We start from the raw sequence: 16,892 nt of genomic DNA on the forward strand, positions 1-16,892 counted from the left end.
GTGAGCGAGGCTAAGGCGCGGAAGGAACTGCGGCGGCGGATCGACATATGAAGATGTCGGGCGCCAACCTCCGCGTCGATAGCTGAGGCAAGCGGCATAGTCGTCCGCATTTGCAGATATGCCCGATCAGCCGGGCAACCGCCTACTGTGTGAAAACGTGAATGTGGTCCAGCTCATCGACGACGTCAGCTCGGCGTTGGGCTTCGAGGACGCCCAACCACTCCGGCAGGGAGGACAAAAGCTCGTCCTCAAAGGGACCCTGAGTGGCGCACCCGCAGTCGCGAAGATAGTCGTGTTGTCGCCAGGCCCGAACGGTGGCATCACGCTCCAACGAGCACATCGCGAAGTTGAGCTGCTATCAGCTGTCGATTCGAATCGGGTCGTGAAGGTTCTTACTGATGCCGTCGAGATCGGTGATCCGCCCACCGCGGTGTGTTGGGCAGAGGAGTATCTCGACGGGGCGGATCTTTCTGATCACCTGAACGCGGCGTGGGACGAGTCGGCGGTCTGGACACTCCTCGAAGACCTGGCAGAGGCGCTCTCGGCCTGCCACGACCTCGACGTCGTGCACCGGGATCTATCGCCGGCCAACGTGCGGCGCATGCCCGACGGGCACTTCGTACTGATGGATCCAGGGCTGGCCAGGCACCTCGAGAAGACAGCACTCACGGGAGGGTTTCAGCCTGGTACCGCGGGATGGCGCTCCCCTGAGCATGTCGCCGGCGGCAACCCGATGCCTGCGAGCGACATCTTCGCGCTGGGCATCCTCGCGTTCTACGCGCTGACTTGTCAGTTTCCGATCGACCCGAACGGCGACGCCGCCGCCTACGACCGCGCGCTCGCGGAACAACAGGCACCGAGGATCTCCACCCTCCTGCCCGGATTGTCCGACGAGCTCGCCGAGGTGATCGACACGTGCCTGAGCCGACAACAGGCGCGGCGCTATCTGGACGGTGCTGAGCTGAAGGCTGCTCTCGACGCAGCGAGGGCCGCACGATGAGCGGCGTTCTGATCCACGACGGCCGCCGCGTCGGCCACCGCAAGTGGTCCGTCGACGCGATCGGCAGCGGCAGCGCGGACGGTGTGGTGCTCAACCCCTTTGCCACGCCTCGTGTTGCCGAGCCGCGGCATCCAAGCGCCGCGGATCTCGCTTCGGACATCCGGGCCGCGAATGGCGAAGTCATCTTCGACGCCATGACCCATGCACTGTTCCTTCAGGGGACCAACAAGCGTGACTTCTACGACGCCTGGGAGCTGTGGGATCCGGCTGGTCCGACTCTCGCCGACCAGGCACAGCAGTTGGCTCATGTTGAGCGTGTCTTCGACCGTCAGAGTCGAGTCGGAGCGCCATCCTTGGCTCCGACGCTTCAACTGAAGTCTCCTCAGTCAACCGAAGCGCTGGTAGCGCGCGACATCGCGCGGATCGCGCGCGGGCTCGACCGGGACTGCTGGCAGTCGCTTGTGGGAACCCGTGCGTTCTGGGCCTCGGGGGCGCAGCTCGACGCCTACGTGGGGAGTCTGGCGGCGCTACGAGCACCCGTCTGGATGATCACCCTGGCGAACGAGCTGGTGGTAGACCATGTCCCTGATCTCTCCGAGACCGAGGCGTTCGCCGGACTGTGCCGGACCGTCCACTCGTTGTCCCTCCGGTCACGCGTGATCATCGCCTATGGGGACTTCGCCGCATTGCCGGCCGTCGCTGCGGGTGCCGACACCGTGGGCAGCGGCTGGGACCGTGCCCAGAGGACGTTCGATCCGCTCGCTTTCCGCGTCGACTCGGACCCGGGGATCAGGATCCCGGCCTCGTACGTGACACAAGGCGGACTGAACTCGGTCCTGCGCCGCGACACCGCGGAGGCGATCGAGCGCTGGGACTCGGTCCAGGCCCGTCGTATCCGGGGCGGGCAGATGCCCCCTAGTGATCAGGCACAGCGAATGCACCACCTGCTCCAGCTACGGTCCGCGGTCCAGCAGATCGACGCTGCCGGTTCTGACAGGTCAGCTCGAGTTGACGAGCTCAGGATCCGCTATAACGCTGCCGCTTCGGATTACGACAGCCTGATCGCCGCGCTGCCGCGGATCGTCCGCGGAGCTGACAAGACGGCGTGGGCGTCGAATCCCTCTGCGGTCTTGGCGGCGTACGCGAGCTCAGAGGGCCTCTGACTCCACCATGATCCGAGCCCACTGCTCGGACATCGACAGGCGGAGCCCACTATGGGGTCGCCCGATCCGCGGCCGGACGACCCACCGGCTGCCGACGGCAAGCCCCAGACCCAGCATCGAGCACCGCGACTTGACCTCGCCGAGGTCCCGTGGGGGTCTGAGTAGTACCACGGCCGCAGCGTCGCACCACATCGAGTAGCGCAGCGCCTGACTGATGCCCTTCTGCCAGTCGTTGACCTTCGCTTCGAGCGCGTACGCACGCCCGATCGGCTCCAGTCCGTCGGCCCGCCTGAACCCGGAGCCGTGGGCTTCGAGATGCCCGGTCTCAACGAGGGAGCGCACCCTGCGGGCGACCTGCTCTCCGCTCATCCCGAGCCGCTTGCCGACGCTGCGAACCGTGCGGGTCTGGTTGGGAGCGAACGCCGACACCACGGCGCAGTCCGTCTCGTTGCGCAGGAACGGTATCGACATCGCGATCCGCCGCTGTAGGTCTTCCTGCCATCGGGTGACCGCCACGATGTCGGCGATGCCACGCCCACCGTGGAACTCGCGGACCAGGGTCAGTCCTTCGGACGCGCCGGGAAGATGCATCGCAAGCGTGACGAGGTCGCCGTCGAGAGAGCGCTCCAGAGTCGGCTCGAAGCGCCGACCCGGTCGGGACTCGGCGAACACTTCACGCATGACATGCGAGACCGGCGCCGCACAGTCCGTCGCAGTCGGACTCAACGACATGTTGGACAGCTTATCGGGGTCGTCGGTCGGGACGCAGGTGCCGCACCTGTCCGTGGCTCGGTCCGTAGCGGTGACCGGCCACCTTCTTCGGTGCCGGAGTGTTCGCGGTGGGCGACCCGGTCGAGCTTCACTCCGTCGCGCTTGGCGGCGGCCTCGGCTGGAGTGAACCCGGCCTCCTCATCACGCAACGTGACGCCGTAGTGGCAGTCGGCGCGGCGGAGCAAGTCGAGGATCTCGGCGAGGCGAGTGTCGGCCATGGCGGGAGCATCGCACGGCTGGCCACTTCGCAGCAGGGTGTCCCGAGACTATCTCGGCGGTGACAACCAGATCGCGGTCCTCGCGGTCGCAATCGCGGTCACGGACCGCGGGCAGCTCCAGGCCGTTCGGCAGACGCCGGCTGGGTAACGATACGTCCTGGCCCAGGGACGCGCAGGCGATCATGCGGTGTCACACCCGCGACGACCACGACGGCGATATGGGCAACAGGTGGCGGTTGGAGGTGCTCACCAGCTGGCGGTCGCGTTGTCGCGCAGGCAGATCGACGATGCGTGACGTGGGAGCGTTCGCCGAAGCTCCCGGCTCCCACTCGCCATCACCGGGAAGCCGCGGCGAGGATAACCGGACATCGACCCCAAGGAAGTTCCCGGCGGCGTCCTTCTTCGCCAGCTCCAGCGTGTGCGTGCGCACCTGCTGCCCGGACGCGCGGGCTGGACCGCTGATGATGTCGTGCACCGCGGCGGTGGGGATCACGTGCACCTGGCCGCTCTCCCCCGTGTAGCGGCGGCGGGCAACGTCCCACAGCGAGGACACCGCACGCTGAATAAGCAGCGCTACTCCTATGTCCTGGTCGGGCAGGGTGTTCGTGAGCGACATGTGCCACTCCGGCAGTCCCTTATTCTTCGGTGCATTCGGGAACTGCGGCTTGTGCAGGTACGCGAACTGCGGTCCTGCGTGCAACTGCAGGGGATCAGCACCATCGGGGTGAAGCGATGTCTTCGTGGCTTCGTCCGTCTGCACGACGGTGAGGCCGTGCTTGGCAGCGTTGTACAAGAACGATTCGGCGAGCACGGTCTGCGCAGAGAACGCCAGAAGAAGCTGCACCGCGTGTACTCCATCATCGAACTCGTCGTCCTCCGCGCGGATCACCGCGTCACGCGAATCAGTGCCGCCAAGGAACACGACGGAGACGGCATCCCGATTGAACCCGTTCCGCAGCGCCGCGCTCACCTTCTCCTTGAACTCCGCGAAACTCACTGATGCGGCCATCCCGAGCCACGGGCAGTCCTGCTTCTCGGCGTGGGCGAAGAACAGCCGGAGCAGCATCTCGCAGGCGTGGTGCAGGACCAGCACACACTCGGTCCGCACGTAGCGATCACGGGCCTCCTTCGACGCCACCGCCATTCCGCCGAGGTGGGTCACGCCGATGCGGCGGTCCGCCGCGTACGCAGGAGCGAGGGCTTCGTCGGGGGCAAACATGAGGGTCAGCGCCTCGATCTTGGTGAGCAGATATTCGCTCGGATCGTCCTGGTAGAAGGTCGCGTTCAGCTCGGTGAACAGCTCAGGTGCAAGATGTGGGCCGGTCGGTGCCTTGGGCTGCGCCTTGCGGGGTCGGCTGGGTTTGCTCGTCACTGGTGAAGCGTAGAGCTGAGTGCCGACATGTCGACGGCATCGAGCACGAAATTGGTCGACATCGGTAAAAGCGTGCAGCGCACGATCAGGTTCTCAAGCTGAGCGGCGGTGTGGGACACGGCTGTAGGCGTCGGACGGGCCGGTGGCACGGCGCCGCAGCGAGTGCCCCCATGACGCTCTCCTCCGGGGGCGTGAAGCACGGGTTCCAGTCGCCCCACTCGAACTGGAACTCGTCGCCGATGAACATCACTGCCCGCATCCTGCACCGGATGGCTGAGTGGATGGCCGCGCGGAAAATACTGCGCACCATTGCCGGATCCCACTGCGCCTCAACGCCGATCACGGCGCGGTCAGCCTGCGGCCGCGCTTCGCCCACCTTGCGGAGCAGTTGCCGCGGATCCATGCCCCTGTAGGTCTTGAACTCCACCAACAGGCCGCTCACAGCGGCGTCGGGTGAGCGCAGCCCGGCGACTGGCCGCGGCGGTAATGCGATGACGTTGTGTCCCTGGCGTGCGAGGCAACGGGCAATCCACCACTCCCGGTCGTCGAAGGTCCACATGGATTCATCAACGTCGCCCGTGTGGCCACACGTCCAGGCGGCCCTCTCGTGTGTGGACAGCGCCGAGGTGAACGCCGCCTGATCGCCGCCCGCGACCCACAGTGCGACATCCCGCGCATATGGGCTATGGGCAATCAGCGACATGGGCTGATTCTGGCAGCGGGGTATGACAACCGGCTTGCCCAAGGCAGCGGGGATAACAGTCAGGTGCTGGCGCGGCGGATCAAGTTCTCCCGCGCTTCGATCACTTTGATGTCGCCAGCCCGCACACAGCCCGCAGGAGTCTCACAACCCGCCGTAAACCGTCGTCAATCGTCAACCGAAAATCGCAGTTCAGACCAACAATGTCGTAAATCACCGAAAACAGCTCAATCTACAAAACGCCTGTTCAGACCATTTCAAAACCCGTGCAGTGTGAGTTCGAATCTCACCGAGGGCACCACGGGCACCAGACAGTGGGCCGTGCCGCTACGGCCGGTAGGACAGCAGGTCGCTCACCGTCACGAATCGGTATCCCTCGGCCCGGAGTCGTTCGATGATCCGAGGCACAGCGGCCCTGGACGCGGACCGGCTCGGCATCATGACATGCAGCAGCACGATCGATCCTGGGCGAACGTTCGCCGTGGTCTCGTCGACGATCCGGCCAGTGTCCGGAGTGCCGGCCGAGTCCGGCGCCACGTCCCACATAACGGTGGTGCGCTCACGTTCCGCCAGATAGTGGGGCAGGGTCCATAGTTTCTTGCCATACGGAGGTCTGAACGTGATGGGACCTCGGTATCCAGTTCGCGCGATCGCGGCGTCGGTTGTTTCGACTTCCCTCGCGACGGTGCCCGGTGCCACGAACATCATGCGGCGGTGGGTATAGGTGTGGTTGCCGATCTCGTGCCCGGCTCGTGCGATCGCCGCTCCGTACTCCGGGTGACGGTCCACGTCGGCACCATTGAGATAGAACGTCGCCGAGACGCCGGCCGCGGCCAGCATGTCCAGGATCTCAGGCGTCGAGTCGCCCGGTCCGTCATCGAAGGTCAATGCAACTACCTTCTCGGCAGTGGCCACCCGACTGACGAGATCACCGGTCAATTGGTAGGTGCGCGAACGGGAAAGGCCGTATGTCGCAAAACAGGCCGCCAACAGCAGCACGAGGCTGAAGGACCCCAGCACGATCCACCGACGCAACAGTTCTTCCTCTCGGGGACAACGGCTATCGCCATCGGGCACGTACGCCCTCAAATTACCGTCACCGATCAAGCTGTCGCCCCGGCGCCTGGGCGCTCGACCTCACATGCGCCAAACACCACTGTTGCTCCAATGGTCCGAGGACGTGAAGTGCACGCCCATCCCGACCCGAAAGAGAGCAACAGATATGACGCTCACACATCCCGCAGTACGCGTGCTCGCCGGGTTCACCGCGGCAACCGCAGTCACCTTGGCGCTCGCCTCCTCGGCGGCCGCCGAACCCTCCGGCAAGCTGATCGAGACCACCTGCAGCTACGCCCAAGTCGATGCCGCCCTACAGGCCGAGGCACCGCAGTTGGCGGACCGTTTGCACAGCCGACCCGAGGCGCAGTCGAAAGTGCAAGAACTGCTGGCACTTCCGGTTCCCGAGCGCCGCGAGCGGGTTCAGGGGTTCCTCGACCGCAATCCGGATGTCCGCGCAGCCGTCGAGAGGCGCAGGTCCACCCCGGAAGGCCAGGAAACGGTGGCGAAACTGAACCGGATCGCCGAAACCTGCCACAACTACTAGGCCGGTGCGGCGACGCGTGCCCCGCCTCCCCGGCGGGGCGCCGTCGCCGAACGCAACAACCTCACGGCGACCAAACGTGCTCGCAGGCACCATGGTGGGGTGCGAATACTCGTGGTGGAGGACGAACACCTCCTCGCCGACGCCGTCGCCGACGGTTTACGCAGGCACGCCATGGCAGTCGACGTGGTCTACGACGGAGCCATGGCGCTGGAATACGCCACCGTCAACGACTACGACGTCGTGATACTCGACCGCGATCTGCCGGTGCTGTCCGGCGACACCGTCTGCACCAGGCTGACAGAAGGCGGAGGAACTGCTCGCATCCTGATGCTCACGGCCGCGGGGACGGTGGCCGACCGGGTCGCCGGCCTCGGCCTGGGCGCGGACGACTACCTCTACAAACCGTTCGCCTTCGCCGAACTGGTTGCGCGCGTGCAGGCGCTCGCCCGGCGATCACGAGCCGCGAGTCCACCCGTTTTGGAGCGTGGCGGCATCCGACTCGATCCCCATCAACGCACGGTGACCCGTGATGGTGTGCCAATAGCACTGTCACGCAAGGAGTTTTCTGTGCTCGCCGAACTGTTGCTGGCCGACGGCGGAGTGGTGTCGGCCGAGCAGCTGCTGGAGAAAGCATGGGATGAGCACGCCGACCCGTTCACCGGTGTGGTGCGATACACGATCATGATGGTGCGTCGTAAGCTCGGGGACCCTTCGGTGATCGACACCGAGCCCGGCGTCGGGTACCGGCTGAGATGAAGATCCGGACCCGTCTCACCGTGCTCTACGCGGGCGCGCTGTTCCTGGCCGGCGCCCTGCTGATCGGGCTGATCTACTTCTATCTGGAACAGTCTCTGGACCATCGTCCCGGCACGGCTCTGCAGGCAACCATCCGCGACTTCGCCGAACAGCGCGGCGGGCGCAGTTTCCCGCGTCTGGACAACCTGCTGACCACGGTGACCAATCAAGCCGAGCAGCAGCGGCAGGCGCTCATGCACGGCATGCTGCGCTGGTCACTGACCGCTCTCGTGGTGGTCAGCGTGCTCGCATGCGGCGCAGGGTGGCTGCTGGCAGGCCGGGCACTGCACCCACTGCAAGAGGTCACGGCCACCGCACGACGCGTCGCCGGGCGCAGCCTGCACGAGCGGATCGCGCTGCACGGACCTGACGACGAAATCAAGGAACTCGCCGACACCTTCGACGCCATGCTCGAACGCCTTGACCGCGCGTTCGACAGCCAGCACCGCTTCGTGGCCAACGCATCCCACGAACTGCGCACGCCGCTGACCATCAACCGCACCCTCATCGAGGTCGCGCTGGAGGATCCTGACACTCCGGACTCGACCCGCAGACTCGGCGAGACGCTGCTCGCGGTGAATCAGCGTCAGGAGCGTCTCATCGACGGCCTGCTGGTGCTGGCCGGCAGCGATCAGCAACTGCAGACACCCGAGCTCGTCGATCTCGCCGAGGTCGCGCGTCGTGCGCTCCGGGCTGCCGAACCAGCGGCTCACAGCGCCGGCGTCGAACTGCGAATCAGCCTGGATCCCTGCGTCGTTCGAGGTGATCCCGCGCTACTCGAGCGACTCGTCGGCAACCTCGTCGACAATGCGATCCGCTACAACGTCGAGGACGGATGGGTGGATGTCAGCGTGAGCCTCCGCGGCGGACTGGCCGTGCTTTCCGTGCAGAACACCGGCCCGGTTGTCGGCCCGACCGACGTGGATGGGCTGTTCGAACCATTTCGCCGGCTGACACGCACCGCGACGAGCGCGGGCGGCACCGGGCTGGGACTGTCCATCGTGCGCTCGGTCGCCAATGCCCATGGAGGGCACGTGCGAGCCTCGTCGCGCCCCGACGGTGGGCTGATCGTGCAGGTCACGCTACCGCTCGCCTCGTGACCGACTCCAGACGCGGATCTGCCGCTGTGGGAATGTCCGAGTTCCCACAGCGGCAGATCCTCTCGCCCCCTCCCGAGTCTTAGCGGTCACCGCCCGAGGGTGACCCGGCAGAGGCGCGCTGGCGGGTGGGCGCGGACCCGCCCTGGCCGCTTTCGCTGTTGGCCCGCGCCGCGACGCGCGGTCCCCGCGGTGTCCGCGTGCTCAGCGTCTGGCGCGCCTTCAGGTTGGGCACCGCGACCTTCCGGACCTCGGGGCCCACGGTGTCCGCGCTCTCCGCGACCGCGAGGTCGTGGTTGCCGGCCAGGGGCTTATCGGTTGCCTCGGATCCTTCGGTGACCGTGTCGTTCACCGTCTCGGTGGATTCCGTGGATTCCTCGGCCGGTGCGGTCACCGTCTCCTCGGAGTCGGTCACCTCCCCGACCGGGGCCTCCTCGGTGACCGGCAGCTCCTCGGTGACCGGCACCTCGACGACGGGCAGCTCCTCGGCGACCGGCGCCTCGGCGACCGGCAGCTCCTCGGTGACCGCTTCCCCGCCGGTGGCCTGCTGAACCTGCTGCACCGATTGCACTGCCTCAGAGCCGGTTTCGACAGCCTCGCCGGGTTCGGTCACGACTTCCTCGACGCCTTCGGCACTCTCGACAGGCTCCTGCAGCCCCTCGACCCCGGCGCTCGCGGTCCTGGCGCTCAGCGCCGTGGTCTTCGCCGTCGTCGGCTTCTTGCCGAACAGGCCGCCGAGCAGGTTGGAGAAGATGGAACCGAAGGCGGTGAACAGGTTCGGGAACACGTTGAACATTCCGCTGAAGGCCTGCGAGATCGCCTTGAAGAAGGCCGCCACCGGGTTGGTCGGGGGCGCTCCCGCTCCCGGGCCCGGGTTCGTGCCCGGGTCGGTGCCGGGGTCGGTCGGCGGCTTGGTCAGGAAGGCGATGAGCTCCTTGATGACCTGGCCCACCGGCTTCATGGTGCCGTCCGGCCGGAAGATGCCGAGGTTGGCCTCATCGTTGTTGGTGGGCGGATTCAGCCAGTCCTTGATGGTGTACAGGAAGATCGGGCCGGCACCCTGCATGGTCTGCCAGAACTCGATGAGGTCACGGACGAACGCGGCCTGGGTGGCCTCGGACACCTTGTTGGTCGGCAGGCCGTACTCGGTGATCCAGATCTTGACCTGCTCCTGGCCTTCCTCGAGGAAGGAGTCCATCATTTCGCGGATCTTGTTCAGCTGGTAGAGCGGCATGCCCTCTTTCCACGCCAGGTCCTCGCCGACGGAGAACTTCCATTCGAAGTTGTAGGGATGGAAGGACAGCGCGTCGAAGTAGCCGTGGGCGCCGGCTTCGTACATCTGACGGACGAAGTCCACCGGATTCATCGTCAGGCCGGGCCAGGTCTTACCCGCACCGACAACGCCGCCGATGACGGTGATATCGCTGCCGATCTGCGCCGCGGCCTGCTTGAGCGCCGTGTAGGTCTTCTTCAGCATTTCCGTGTACGCGGCCGGGTCGAGGGTGTTCCAGAACTGGATGGAGTTGGGTTCGTTCCACACCTCGTAGGCCGAGATCTTGTCGCCGTAGCGCAGCGCGACGGACTTCGCGAAGGCGGCGAACCGGTCGAAGTTGGTCGGCTGACCGTTGATGGGGGTGCTGTTCGTGGCCCACATGGGGGTCGAGTTGAGCACCCCGAGGATGCCCATTCCGCGCTCGGCGGCGGCGTTGACCACCTTGTCGAGCTGGTCCCACCGGGGTGCGCCGAGACCGAACGGGGTGTCCGGGTGCAGGGGCTGCACACCCGCCCACGGCACCATGATCCGGACATTGGTCACCCCGAGTGACTGCATGAGGTCCAACCTGGCGTTTATCTCCTCCAGGGATGCCGAGAGGTACAGCTCGGAATCGGCGATGCCGATCGTGGATGGAGCCTCGTCAATCTGCGCGACCTGCATCACGTTGTATGACCGCTGCTTGGTCAGTGGCAAGACCTGTTGGGTTGCGGTAGCCGCAAAAAGTGAGGCAGCAACCAAAGCGATCATTCCTCGGACGGCAACGCGGCGGATGGGTTTACGCATCTGATCCCACATGGCGACTTCCCCTCTAACGGCGCAGGTTCGGACATTGACCTCGCACTCTGCTTGAAATTAACCCATGCGACAGCAAATTGCGAAACTTACTCGAAAGTACTGTTTAGACCCATTTTGTTACGCGCCATTAGCCATTTCTAGCAAACTCGTGTCAGGGACTGTTGAATTCGGATTGAGACGGTTCAATGCGGAACTGGCAAAGAATTGCCGGAACAAGATCGGGATCGAACCGAGACCGGCCTGTGACATGAGTCACAGCAGTTTGCTGACGGGAGCACGGATTTCGCGCCGACGGTTCAAGATCACGACACGCCGGGGGTTTGGTTAGCGAATATTGACGCAATCGTTAGCTAATATGTCGCCCTGTCCACCGATCGGTGGACATGACGCATCCGTCAATTTTTGGACAAGCGCTGCCCGTCGCGCGCGCAGATCCACAAAATCGAGCCCTTCGGCCCGGGGGTCCGGAGGTACGCTCCGTTGGTGGCTGTCACGGGGCCCCGCGGGTGCCTGCCCGACCTTCCGGAAGGGCGTCGGGACTACTCGGATGCGGCCAGTAGGCGACGCGCAACACTGATCATCAGCACCCGGATTGCGGCCGGAATAGTGGCCATCTACGGCATCGCGGAGCTGATCCTGATACCGGAAGTACCGCATATCGGGGTGATAAATCTCGCCAGCGCAGCGGTTTTCATGGCCACTCCGCTGCTCTACAGATTCGGTCCGCTGGTCGCCGCGACGGCGTTCGTCATCGCCGCGTACCTCTTCACCGTCTATGTCTGCAGCCAGCTCGGCACCGACAGCGGTCTGCAGTTCTACTTCTTCGTGGGCGCGGCCCTGATCATCCTCGTGATCGGCAGCGACCACATGATCATTGCGTCGGTGCTGGCCGCCTCCGGGGCCGTGCTGGCGGTGGCGCTCGAATGGCTCATCCCCCGCAATACCGGGGTGTATTCGGAGTCCGCCATGCGGATCAGCTTCGGCGTCACGGTGGCCGCAGCAAGCCTGATGATGATCATCGTGGTCGGGTCGGCGATGCGCCGGATCGACCATGCCGAAAGTGCGCTGAAGCAGGAATTCGCCAAATCCGAGGCGCTGCTCGCCAACATCCTTCCGGAGAGCATTGCCACCCGGCTCAAGGATCGCGACGACTCGATCATCGCCGACGGGTATGACGACGCCTCGATCCTGTTCGCCGATATCGCCGGCTACACCCAACGCGCCAGTGACACTGACCCCGCTGACCTGGTGTTGTTCCTCAATCAGCTCTACACCGACTTCGACCGGTTGGTCGACCGGCACGGGCTGGAGAAGATCAAGACCAGTGGGGATTCCTACATGGTGGTCAGCGGGGTGCCCAATCCCCGCACCGATCACCTGGAGTCCCTGGCCTGCCTGGCTCTCGACATGGCCCATGCCGTCGCCGGGCTGCGTGATCAGCAGGGCCGCGAGGTGCCGCTGCGGATCGGCATCGCGGCCGGACCCGTGGTGGCCGGCGTGGTCGGCTCACGCAAGTTCTTCTACGACGTCTGGGGTGATGCGGTCAATGTGGCCTCTCGGATGGAGAGCACGGACGTGGAGGGCCGCATTCAGGTCCCCCAGGACGTCTATGACCGCATCAACGGCAGTTATCTGTTCGAGGAGCGCGGCGACGTCGACGTGAAGGGCAAGGGACCCATACACACCTGGTATCTCGTCGGCCGTAAGCCGGCCGAGCTCAGCGCCGGGTTCACACCTTGCGGTTCTCCGAACTGATCAGCCAGCCCAGCTTCTCCAGCCCGTCGATCAGTTGGTGCAGGATGTCGGCGGTGGTGGGATCCTCGGCATCCACCGCGCCGTGTACCCCGCGCAGGGTGTCGACGGTCGCGTAGATCCGGGTGGAGATCAGATCCACCACTTCGGCGGTGCCGTGCTCGTACGGCGGGAACTGGGGCAGCGTGGTCTCGGCGGCCACGGTGTCGGTGCGGCCGTCTGGCGTCGCGCGCAGGGCACGAATCCGCTCGGCGACGGTATCGCTGGCCGCCCGGGCGAAATCGACCAGTTCGTCGAGTTGCAGATGCAGATCGCGGAAGTTGGTCCCGACGACGTTCCAATGGGCCTGCTTGCCCTGCAGGTGCAGTTCGATCACGTCGACCAGGACCTGCTGCAGACTCGCTTGCAACTCCGGCGAGGCCTGGAAGCCCTGGACATCGGTATCGGTGCGACGCTTGCCAGCTGTGAGTGAGGTAGTCATGCTCAGTCCAACCACCAATTTTCTGGAATCATTCCAGAATCAGGGTTCTTGTCGCTGCTGATCCTGCTGGGTGAGCAGCCGGGCATACCCGGCGCCCATACCCAGCAGCACGAGCCCGACGACGATGAACACCGCCACCCGGAAGATGCCGTCCAGCGTGCCGAGGTCGAAGAGGAACAATTTGGCCACGGCGGCGGCCACCAGAGCCATACCCCCGCCGATCGGCACCGAGCGATCCGCCCGATGCAGCCGCGCGGCATATCCGAACAGACCGGCCGCCAACACGATCCAGCAGATCGTGGCGGTCATGTGCCCTGCCAGGAACCCGCCGCCCGTGCCACCGATCAGCACGCCGGCGGTCACCGTGAAGACGGTCACCGCATAGGCGATGACCACCGCCGCGACCGCCATCAGCACACGTCCGGTATCTGCGTCGCGGCGCCGGCTCAGGGACCAGGTCTGCGCCAACGCGTACAACGTGAGCAGCACGCTGGAGACGAGCACCGAGACCGCCTCGGTGGTGGCCATGACCGTGGCGGTGGTCAGTGTCTGCGGTGCGGCCAGTGCCAGAAAGTAGAGGCTGCCGATGGCGCCGAAGCCCAGGGCCGCGCACTGCGCAGGAACACTGTGCCGTCCGGCGACGGCGACCACGACCGCGAGCGCCAGCAGCACCGGCCCGGCCACCTCACCATCGAAGGCGACGGCGACCGCCACCAGTGCGGCCACCGCCGATAGCGCCGACCACACCTGCCGCACAGCCGATGTCACGCCCGGCCAGCTTCCGCTCAGCAGCACGACCGCGAGCAGCGCGCCCGCCAACGCCGCGATGATGAGGGCGGCGGGCACCCGATCGACCGCCGCGGACACCCCGAGCACGGGCAACGCGCCTGCCGCGGCGAGCAGCGCAAGACCGGTCCGGTGTGCGCTGTGCGGCAGCAGGATCAGTGCCGAACCGATGGCCAGCAGCGCCGCGATGGCGGCGGCCCCGGCCAGCCACGGGTGCTGGCTCGATCCGAAGCCGGCACCGATCAGACCGAGCAGCACCGACCCGCTGCCCGCCGCCGTGCGGGCGGCATACATCCAGCTCCAGTCCCGGCCCAGCTGCACCGGCAGGGTCGCCGCCGAGAGCGCGAGCATGAAACCGATGAGCAGCAGCGTGATGTCGCCGACGACCACCGGCGCCAGCACCGTCAGCGGTACCAGCACGAGCAGGGCGAGGTGTTCGGAATCCCATCGGCGGGCCAGCGTCAGCCCGCCGCCGGCGATCACCGCCGAGATCACCAGTCCGGCCGCCGCAGGCAACCACAGATAGATGGTGGTGACGGCGATGACATCGATATAGGCGGTAGCGATACCAGTGGCCGCCAACGCGATTGCCCCGACGCGGCCGTCCGGCCGCGCGGACAGCCAGATGGCACCCGCGATCAGGCCCCCGGCCAACACGGCCCCGGCGGCCACCCGGACGGGCGGGGCCAGCAGACCGGCCTGCGCGGCGAGCACCACCAGCAACACGACGCCGATCAGAGTGACTGCCACCCCGACGGCGGCCAGTGCCTTGCCGATCCAGTTCTGCGAAGGCTGCTGCGGCGCCTCGGAATCGGAGGGAGCCGAGGTCGCCTGCGGCACCGCCGAAGGCCCCGGAATCCCGGCGGCGGCCGGCTGGGGAGCCGGCGCATGCTGCTGATACTGGGCGTACTGGGGGTATTGGACTTGTGGGTACTGGGCCTGGGGGTACTGGGCTTGGGGGTACTGGGCCTGGGGGTACTGGGCCTGGGGGTACTGGGCCTGGGGGTACTGGGCGTAGTACTGCTGATACTGCGCATAGGTCCACGGCAGCGGCTGCGCCGCTGGCTCGGCGGTCACCGCGGCGGCGCCGTCGCCCAGTGTGGCCGCCAGCTGCGTCAGTTCAGCCGAGGCGCGGGTCAACTGCTGCGACATCGACGCGAAGTCGGCGGACAGCCGCGCGAGCACCTGCTGTGGTTCGGTCATGCCTGACATCGTCGCCCATGAGGGCGCCGAACGGATGAGTAGGACTACTTGTCTGGCACGCGGGGGTCTGTGCTCTAGGTATCGGCGTCTCGGTCGAGTCCGTGTTCGATGGCGTAGCGGGTCGCCTCGACCCGGTTGGCGACCTGGAGCTTGCGGAAGGTGGCCTGCACGTGGTTCTCCACCGTGCGGTGGCTCAACGACAGCCGCTCGGCGATCTGTTTGGCGGTCAGGCCCTTCGCGACATGGCGCAGGATCTCGGTCTCCCGTTCGGTCAGACTCGGCACCGGAGTTCCGGCCCGGACCGTGCCGGGCTGCTGGGCGATGCGCCGGTACTCCCCCAGCACCAGCCCGGCCAGCCCCGGGGTGAATACGGCCCGACCGGCCGCGGTGGCCCGAACTGCCTCGCCCAGTTCGGTTTTCGATGCGCTCTTGACCAGGTACCCGGTGGCGCCGGCCTTCACGGCCTCCAGCACGTCGGCGCGCTCATCCGACGCGGAGAGCACCAGGATCCGCGAGGACGGGGAGACCGCCAGCACCTCGACGGTCGCCTGCGCGCCGGTGCCGTCGGCCAACTGCATGTCCATCACCACCACGCCCGGTTGCACGACCTGGGCCCGTCGGCGCGCCGACCCGACGCCATCGGCGGTCGCCACCACCTCGAAACCGGCCTCTGCGAGATCGCGGGCCACTGCGTCCCGCCAGATGGGATGGTCATCGACCACCATCACCGTGGTCGCCGGGTCGCTCATCGCGGCACCGTGAATTCCCACTCGGTGCCCCCACCGGCCGGGGCGGTGAGTTCCGCGCGCCCACCCAGCGCGGCGAGCCGTCCCTGAATCGATTTGCTCACGCCCACCCGTCCCTCACCGATCGCGGCCTCGAGTCTGCCCGCGGGTATGCCCGGCCCGTCGTCACGGATGCTGACCACCACCTCGTCACCGAGATCCTCCAGCAGCACGTAGGCCCGGGCCTCGGGACCGGCATGGCGCTCGACATTGGTCAGCGCATTGATCGTCGCGGCCTCGACTTCGGCGGCCACCACCGGGTCAAGGTAGACCGCGGCCGCGGGAACACTCACCGACACCCGATCGGTGGCATGGCGGCGCAACAGCAACCCGAGATCTCCGTCGGCGGCCGCCGCCATGTCCGGTTCGACGTCCACCGCGCTGAGCAGACGGCGCAACGCGCGTTCCTGCTCACCGGCCGCCTCTGCCAATTGCGCTGTCTCACCGCCTATCTCGCGGCCGCGCCGGGCGACCATCGCGAGCACCTGCATCACCCCGTCGTGTACATGCCGCGACAGCCGTTCGCGCTCGGCCAGCGCCGCACTGAGCCGGGCCGCTCTTTCCACCTCCGCGTGGGCACGCCGCGCGGTGTTCGCGGCCATCCCGATGGCCAGTCCGACGCTGAGCTCGATGAGGATCGTCGGGCTGCGCACCAGGTCCACCGCGATGGCACCCTTGAGCGCGGCGGCGGTGGCCATCACCGCCAGCCCCATGCCCATCCCCGCGACCGGGCCGGCCATGATTGCCGCCGACACCACCGCGTTGGTCGCCCACAGCGTCGTCGGCCAGGACTGGTTGGCCAGCACCCACTGTTCCGACGCGACGAGCAGGGTGCTGGCCATCAGCGCGACCACCATCGCCGCCTCGGCGAGCACCCATCCCCGGCGGCGGCCGAATCCCTGCAGGTATGCCACACCGCAGGCGAGGGTCCACACGGTCAGCACGCCGAAGAGCACCCAGCCGAGCACCGGACGATCCAATTCGGCGTTTTTCGACGCCTGGAAGTACACCGCGTAGCCCCAACTGAGCAGCCGGAAGACCTGCGCGGCCCGCCACAGCGGGGCGGCCGGGTCGACCGGCTGGTGTACGGGCACG

Annotated in this window: 15 protein-coding genes; 6 read left to right on the top strand and 9 right to left on the bottom strand. The window is 66.5% G+C overall.

The annotated features are described in order from the left end of the window. Nucleotides 1–118 precede the first annotated feature (118 nt). Both C6A86_RS17080 and C6A86_RS17085 read left to right on the top strand, forming a co-directional pair. Nucleotides 119–1,000 carry a serine/threonine-protein kinase gene (locus tag C6A86_RS17080; RefSeq protein ID WP_105365156.1) on the top strand — a complete coding sequence of 294 codons (882 nt, stop codon included), beginning with the start codon at nt 119–121 and terminating at the stop codon, nt 998–1,000. Continuing rightward, nucleotides 997–2,163 (top strand): hypothetical protein, encoded by a 1,167-nt coding sequence (locus C6A86_RS17085; protein ID WP_105365155.1) that lies wholly within the window; start codon nt 997–999, stop codon nt 2,161–2,163. The genes C6A86_RS17080 and C6A86_RS17085 overlap by 4 nt, the downstream gene beginning before the upstream one ends. On the opposite strand, the gene C6A86_RS17090 is transcribed toward C6A86_RS17085, so the two are convergent. The 4 genes from C6A86_RS17090 to C6A86_RS17105 form a co-directional block, all read right to left on the bottom strand. Further along, a complete protein-coding gene (locus C6A86_RS17090; protein ID WP_105365154.1) occupies nt 2,149–2,895 on the bottom strand; it encodes a hypothetical protein in 747 nt (248 codons plus the stop codon). The two genes, C6A86_RS17085 and C6A86_RS17090, sit on opposite strands and share 15 nt — an antisense overlap. A gap of 447 nt (nt 2,896–3,342) precedes the next feature. Beyond that, nucleotides 3,343–4,524 (bottom strand): hypothetical protein, encoded by a 1,182-nt coding sequence (locus C6A86_RS17095; RefSeq protein ID WP_105365152.1) that lies wholly within the window; start codon nt 4,522–4,524, stop codon nt 3,343–3,345. 85 nt (nt 4,525–4,609) lie between these two features. Further along, entirely contained in the window at nt 4,610–5,227 is a 618-nt protein-coding gene (locus C6A86_RS17100) for a hypothetical protein (RefSeq protein WP_105365151.1), read from the bottom strand. Between the two features lie 324 nt (nt 5,228–5,551). Next, on the bottom strand, nt 5,552–6,259 hold the full coding sequence (locus C6A86_RS17105; protein WP_105365150.1) for a polysaccharide deacetylase family protein: 708 nt from the start codon (nt 6,257–6,259) through the stop codon (nt 5,552–5,554). A gap of 187 nt (nt 6,260–6,446) precedes the next feature. On the opposite strand from C6A86_RS17105, the gene C6A86_RS17110 reads away from it, so the two are divergent. The 3 genes from C6A86_RS17110 (at nt 6,447) to C6A86_RS17120 (ending at nt 8,722) form a co-directional block, all read left to right on the top strand. Next, nucleotides 6,447–6,827 carry a hemophore-related protein gene (locus C6A86_RS17110; protein WP_158263307.1) on the top strand — a complete coding sequence of 127 codons (381 nt, stop codon included), beginning with the start codon at nt 6,447–6,449 and terminating at the stop codon, nt 6,825–6,827. Between the two features lie 99 nt (nt 6,828–6,926). Beyond that, on the top strand, nt 6,927–7,583 hold the full coding sequence (locus tag C6A86_RS17115; RefSeq protein ID WP_105365148.1) for a response regulator transcription factor: 657 nt from the start codon (nt 6,927–6,929) through the stop codon (nt 7,581–7,583). After that, nucleotides 7,580–8,722: a HAMP domain-containing sensor histidine kinase gene (locus C6A86_RS17120; protein ID WP_105365147.1), complete on the top strand. Its 1,143-nt coding sequence runs from the start codon at nt 7,580–7,582 to the stop codon at nt 8,720–8,722. Before C6A86_RS17115 ends, C6A86_RS17120 begins: the two co-directional genes overlap by 4 nt. A gap of 79 nt (nt 8,723–8,801) precedes the next feature. Here C6A86_RS17120 and C6A86_RS17125 read toward each other — a convergent pair whose 3' ends face one another. Then, on the bottom strand, nt 8,802–10,688 hold the full coding sequence (locus C6A86_RS17125; protein ID WP_311100801.1) for a cellulase family glycosylhydrolase: 1,887 nt from the start codon (nt 10,686–10,688) through the stop codon (nt 8,802–8,804). A gap of 585 nt (nt 10,689–11,273) precedes the next feature. On the opposite strand from C6A86_RS17125, the gene C6A86_RS17130 reads away from it, so the two are divergent. Continuing rightward, nucleotides 11,274–12,545 carry an adenylate/guanylate cyclase domain-containing protein gene (locus C6A86_RS17130; RefSeq protein ID WP_199196337.1) on the top strand — a complete coding sequence of 424 codons (1,272 nt, stop codon included), beginning with the start codon at nt 11,274–11,276 and terminating at the stop codon, nt 12,543–12,545. On the opposite strand, the gene C6A86_RS17135 is transcribed toward C6A86_RS17130, so the two are convergent. The 4 genes from C6A86_RS17135 to macS form a co-directional block, all read right to left on the bottom strand. Then, a complete protein-coding gene (locus C6A86_RS17135; protein ID WP_105365145.1) occupies nt 12,520–13,023 on the bottom strand; it encodes a Dps family protein in 504 nt (167 codons plus the stop codon). The two genes, C6A86_RS17130 and C6A86_RS17135, sit on opposite strands and share 26 nt — an antisense overlap. Before the next feature lie 39 nt (nt 13,024–13,062). After that, nucleotides 13,063–15,012, bottom strand: a complete 1,950-nt coding sequence (locus C6A86_RS17140) for a DUF2339 domain-containing protein (RefSeq protein ID WP_311100802.1) — start codon at nt 15,010–15,012, stop codon at nt 13,063–13,065. A 74-nt stretch (nt 15,013–15,086) separates the two neighbouring features. After that, nucleotides 15,087–15,761 carry a response regulator transcription factor gene (locus C6A86_RS17145; RefSeq protein ID WP_105361617.1) on the bottom strand — a complete coding sequence of 225 codons (675 nt, stop codon included), beginning with the start codon at nt 15,759–15,761 and terminating at the stop codon, nt 15,087–15,089. Then, nucleotides 15,758–16,891, bottom strand: a complete 1,134-nt coding sequence (gene macS / locus C6A86_RS17150; RefSeq protein WP_233212845.1) for a MacS family sensor histidine kinase — start codon at nt 16,889–16,891, stop codon at nt 15,758–15,760. The genes C6A86_RS17145 and macS overlap by 4 nt, the downstream gene beginning before the upstream one ends. Nucleotide 16,892 lies beyond the last annotated feature (1 nt).

The sequence above is a fragment of the Mycobacterium sp. ITM-2016-00316 genome (genome assembly GCF_002968335.2).
In the GTDB taxonomy this organism is placed as follows: Bacteria; Actinomycetota; Actinomycetes; order Mycobacteriales; family Mycobacteriaceae; genus Mycobacterium.

What these genes read in the sequence shown, in the direction of transcription:
- C6A86_RS17135 (WP_105365145.1), bottom strand. Translation starts at nt 13,023, where the DNA reads ATGACTACCTCACTCACAGCTGGCAAGCGTCGCACCGATACCGATGTC.
- C6A86_RS17120 (WP_105365147.1), top strand. Translation starts at nt 7,580, where the DNA reads ATGAAGATCCGGACCCGTCTCACCGTGCTCTACGCGGGCGCGCTGTTC.
- C6A86_RS17145 (WP_105361617.1), bottom strand. Translation starts at nt 15,761, where the DNA reads ATGAGCGACCCGGCGACCACGGTGATGGTGGTCGATGACCATCCCATC.
- C6A86_RS17100 (WP_105365151.1), bottom strand. Translation starts at nt 5,227, where the DNA reads ATGTCGCTGATTGCCCATAGCCCATATGCGCGGGATGTCGCACTGTGG.
- C6A86_RS17085 (WP_105365155.1), top strand. Translation starts at nt 997, where the DNA reads ATGAGCGGCGTTCTGATCCACGACGGCCGCCGCGTCGGCCACCGCAAG.
- C6A86_RS17080 (WP_105365156.1), top strand. Translation starts at nt 119, where the DNA reads ATGCCCGATCAGCCGGGCAACCGCCTACTGTGTGAAAACGTGAATGTG.
- C6A86_RS17110 (WP_158263307.1), top strand. Translation starts at nt 6,447, where the DNA reads ATGACGCTCACACATCCCGCAGTACGCGTGCTCGCCGGGTTCACCGCG.
- C6A86_RS17090 (WP_105365154.1), bottom strand. Translation starts at nt 2,895, where the DNA reads ATGTCGTTGAGTCCGACTGCGACGGACTGTGCGGCGCCGGTCTCGCAT.
- C6A86_RS17140 (WP_311100802.1), bottom strand. Translation starts at nt 15,012, where the DNA reads ATGACCGAACCACAGCAGGTGCTCGCGCGGCTGTCCGCCGACTTCGCG.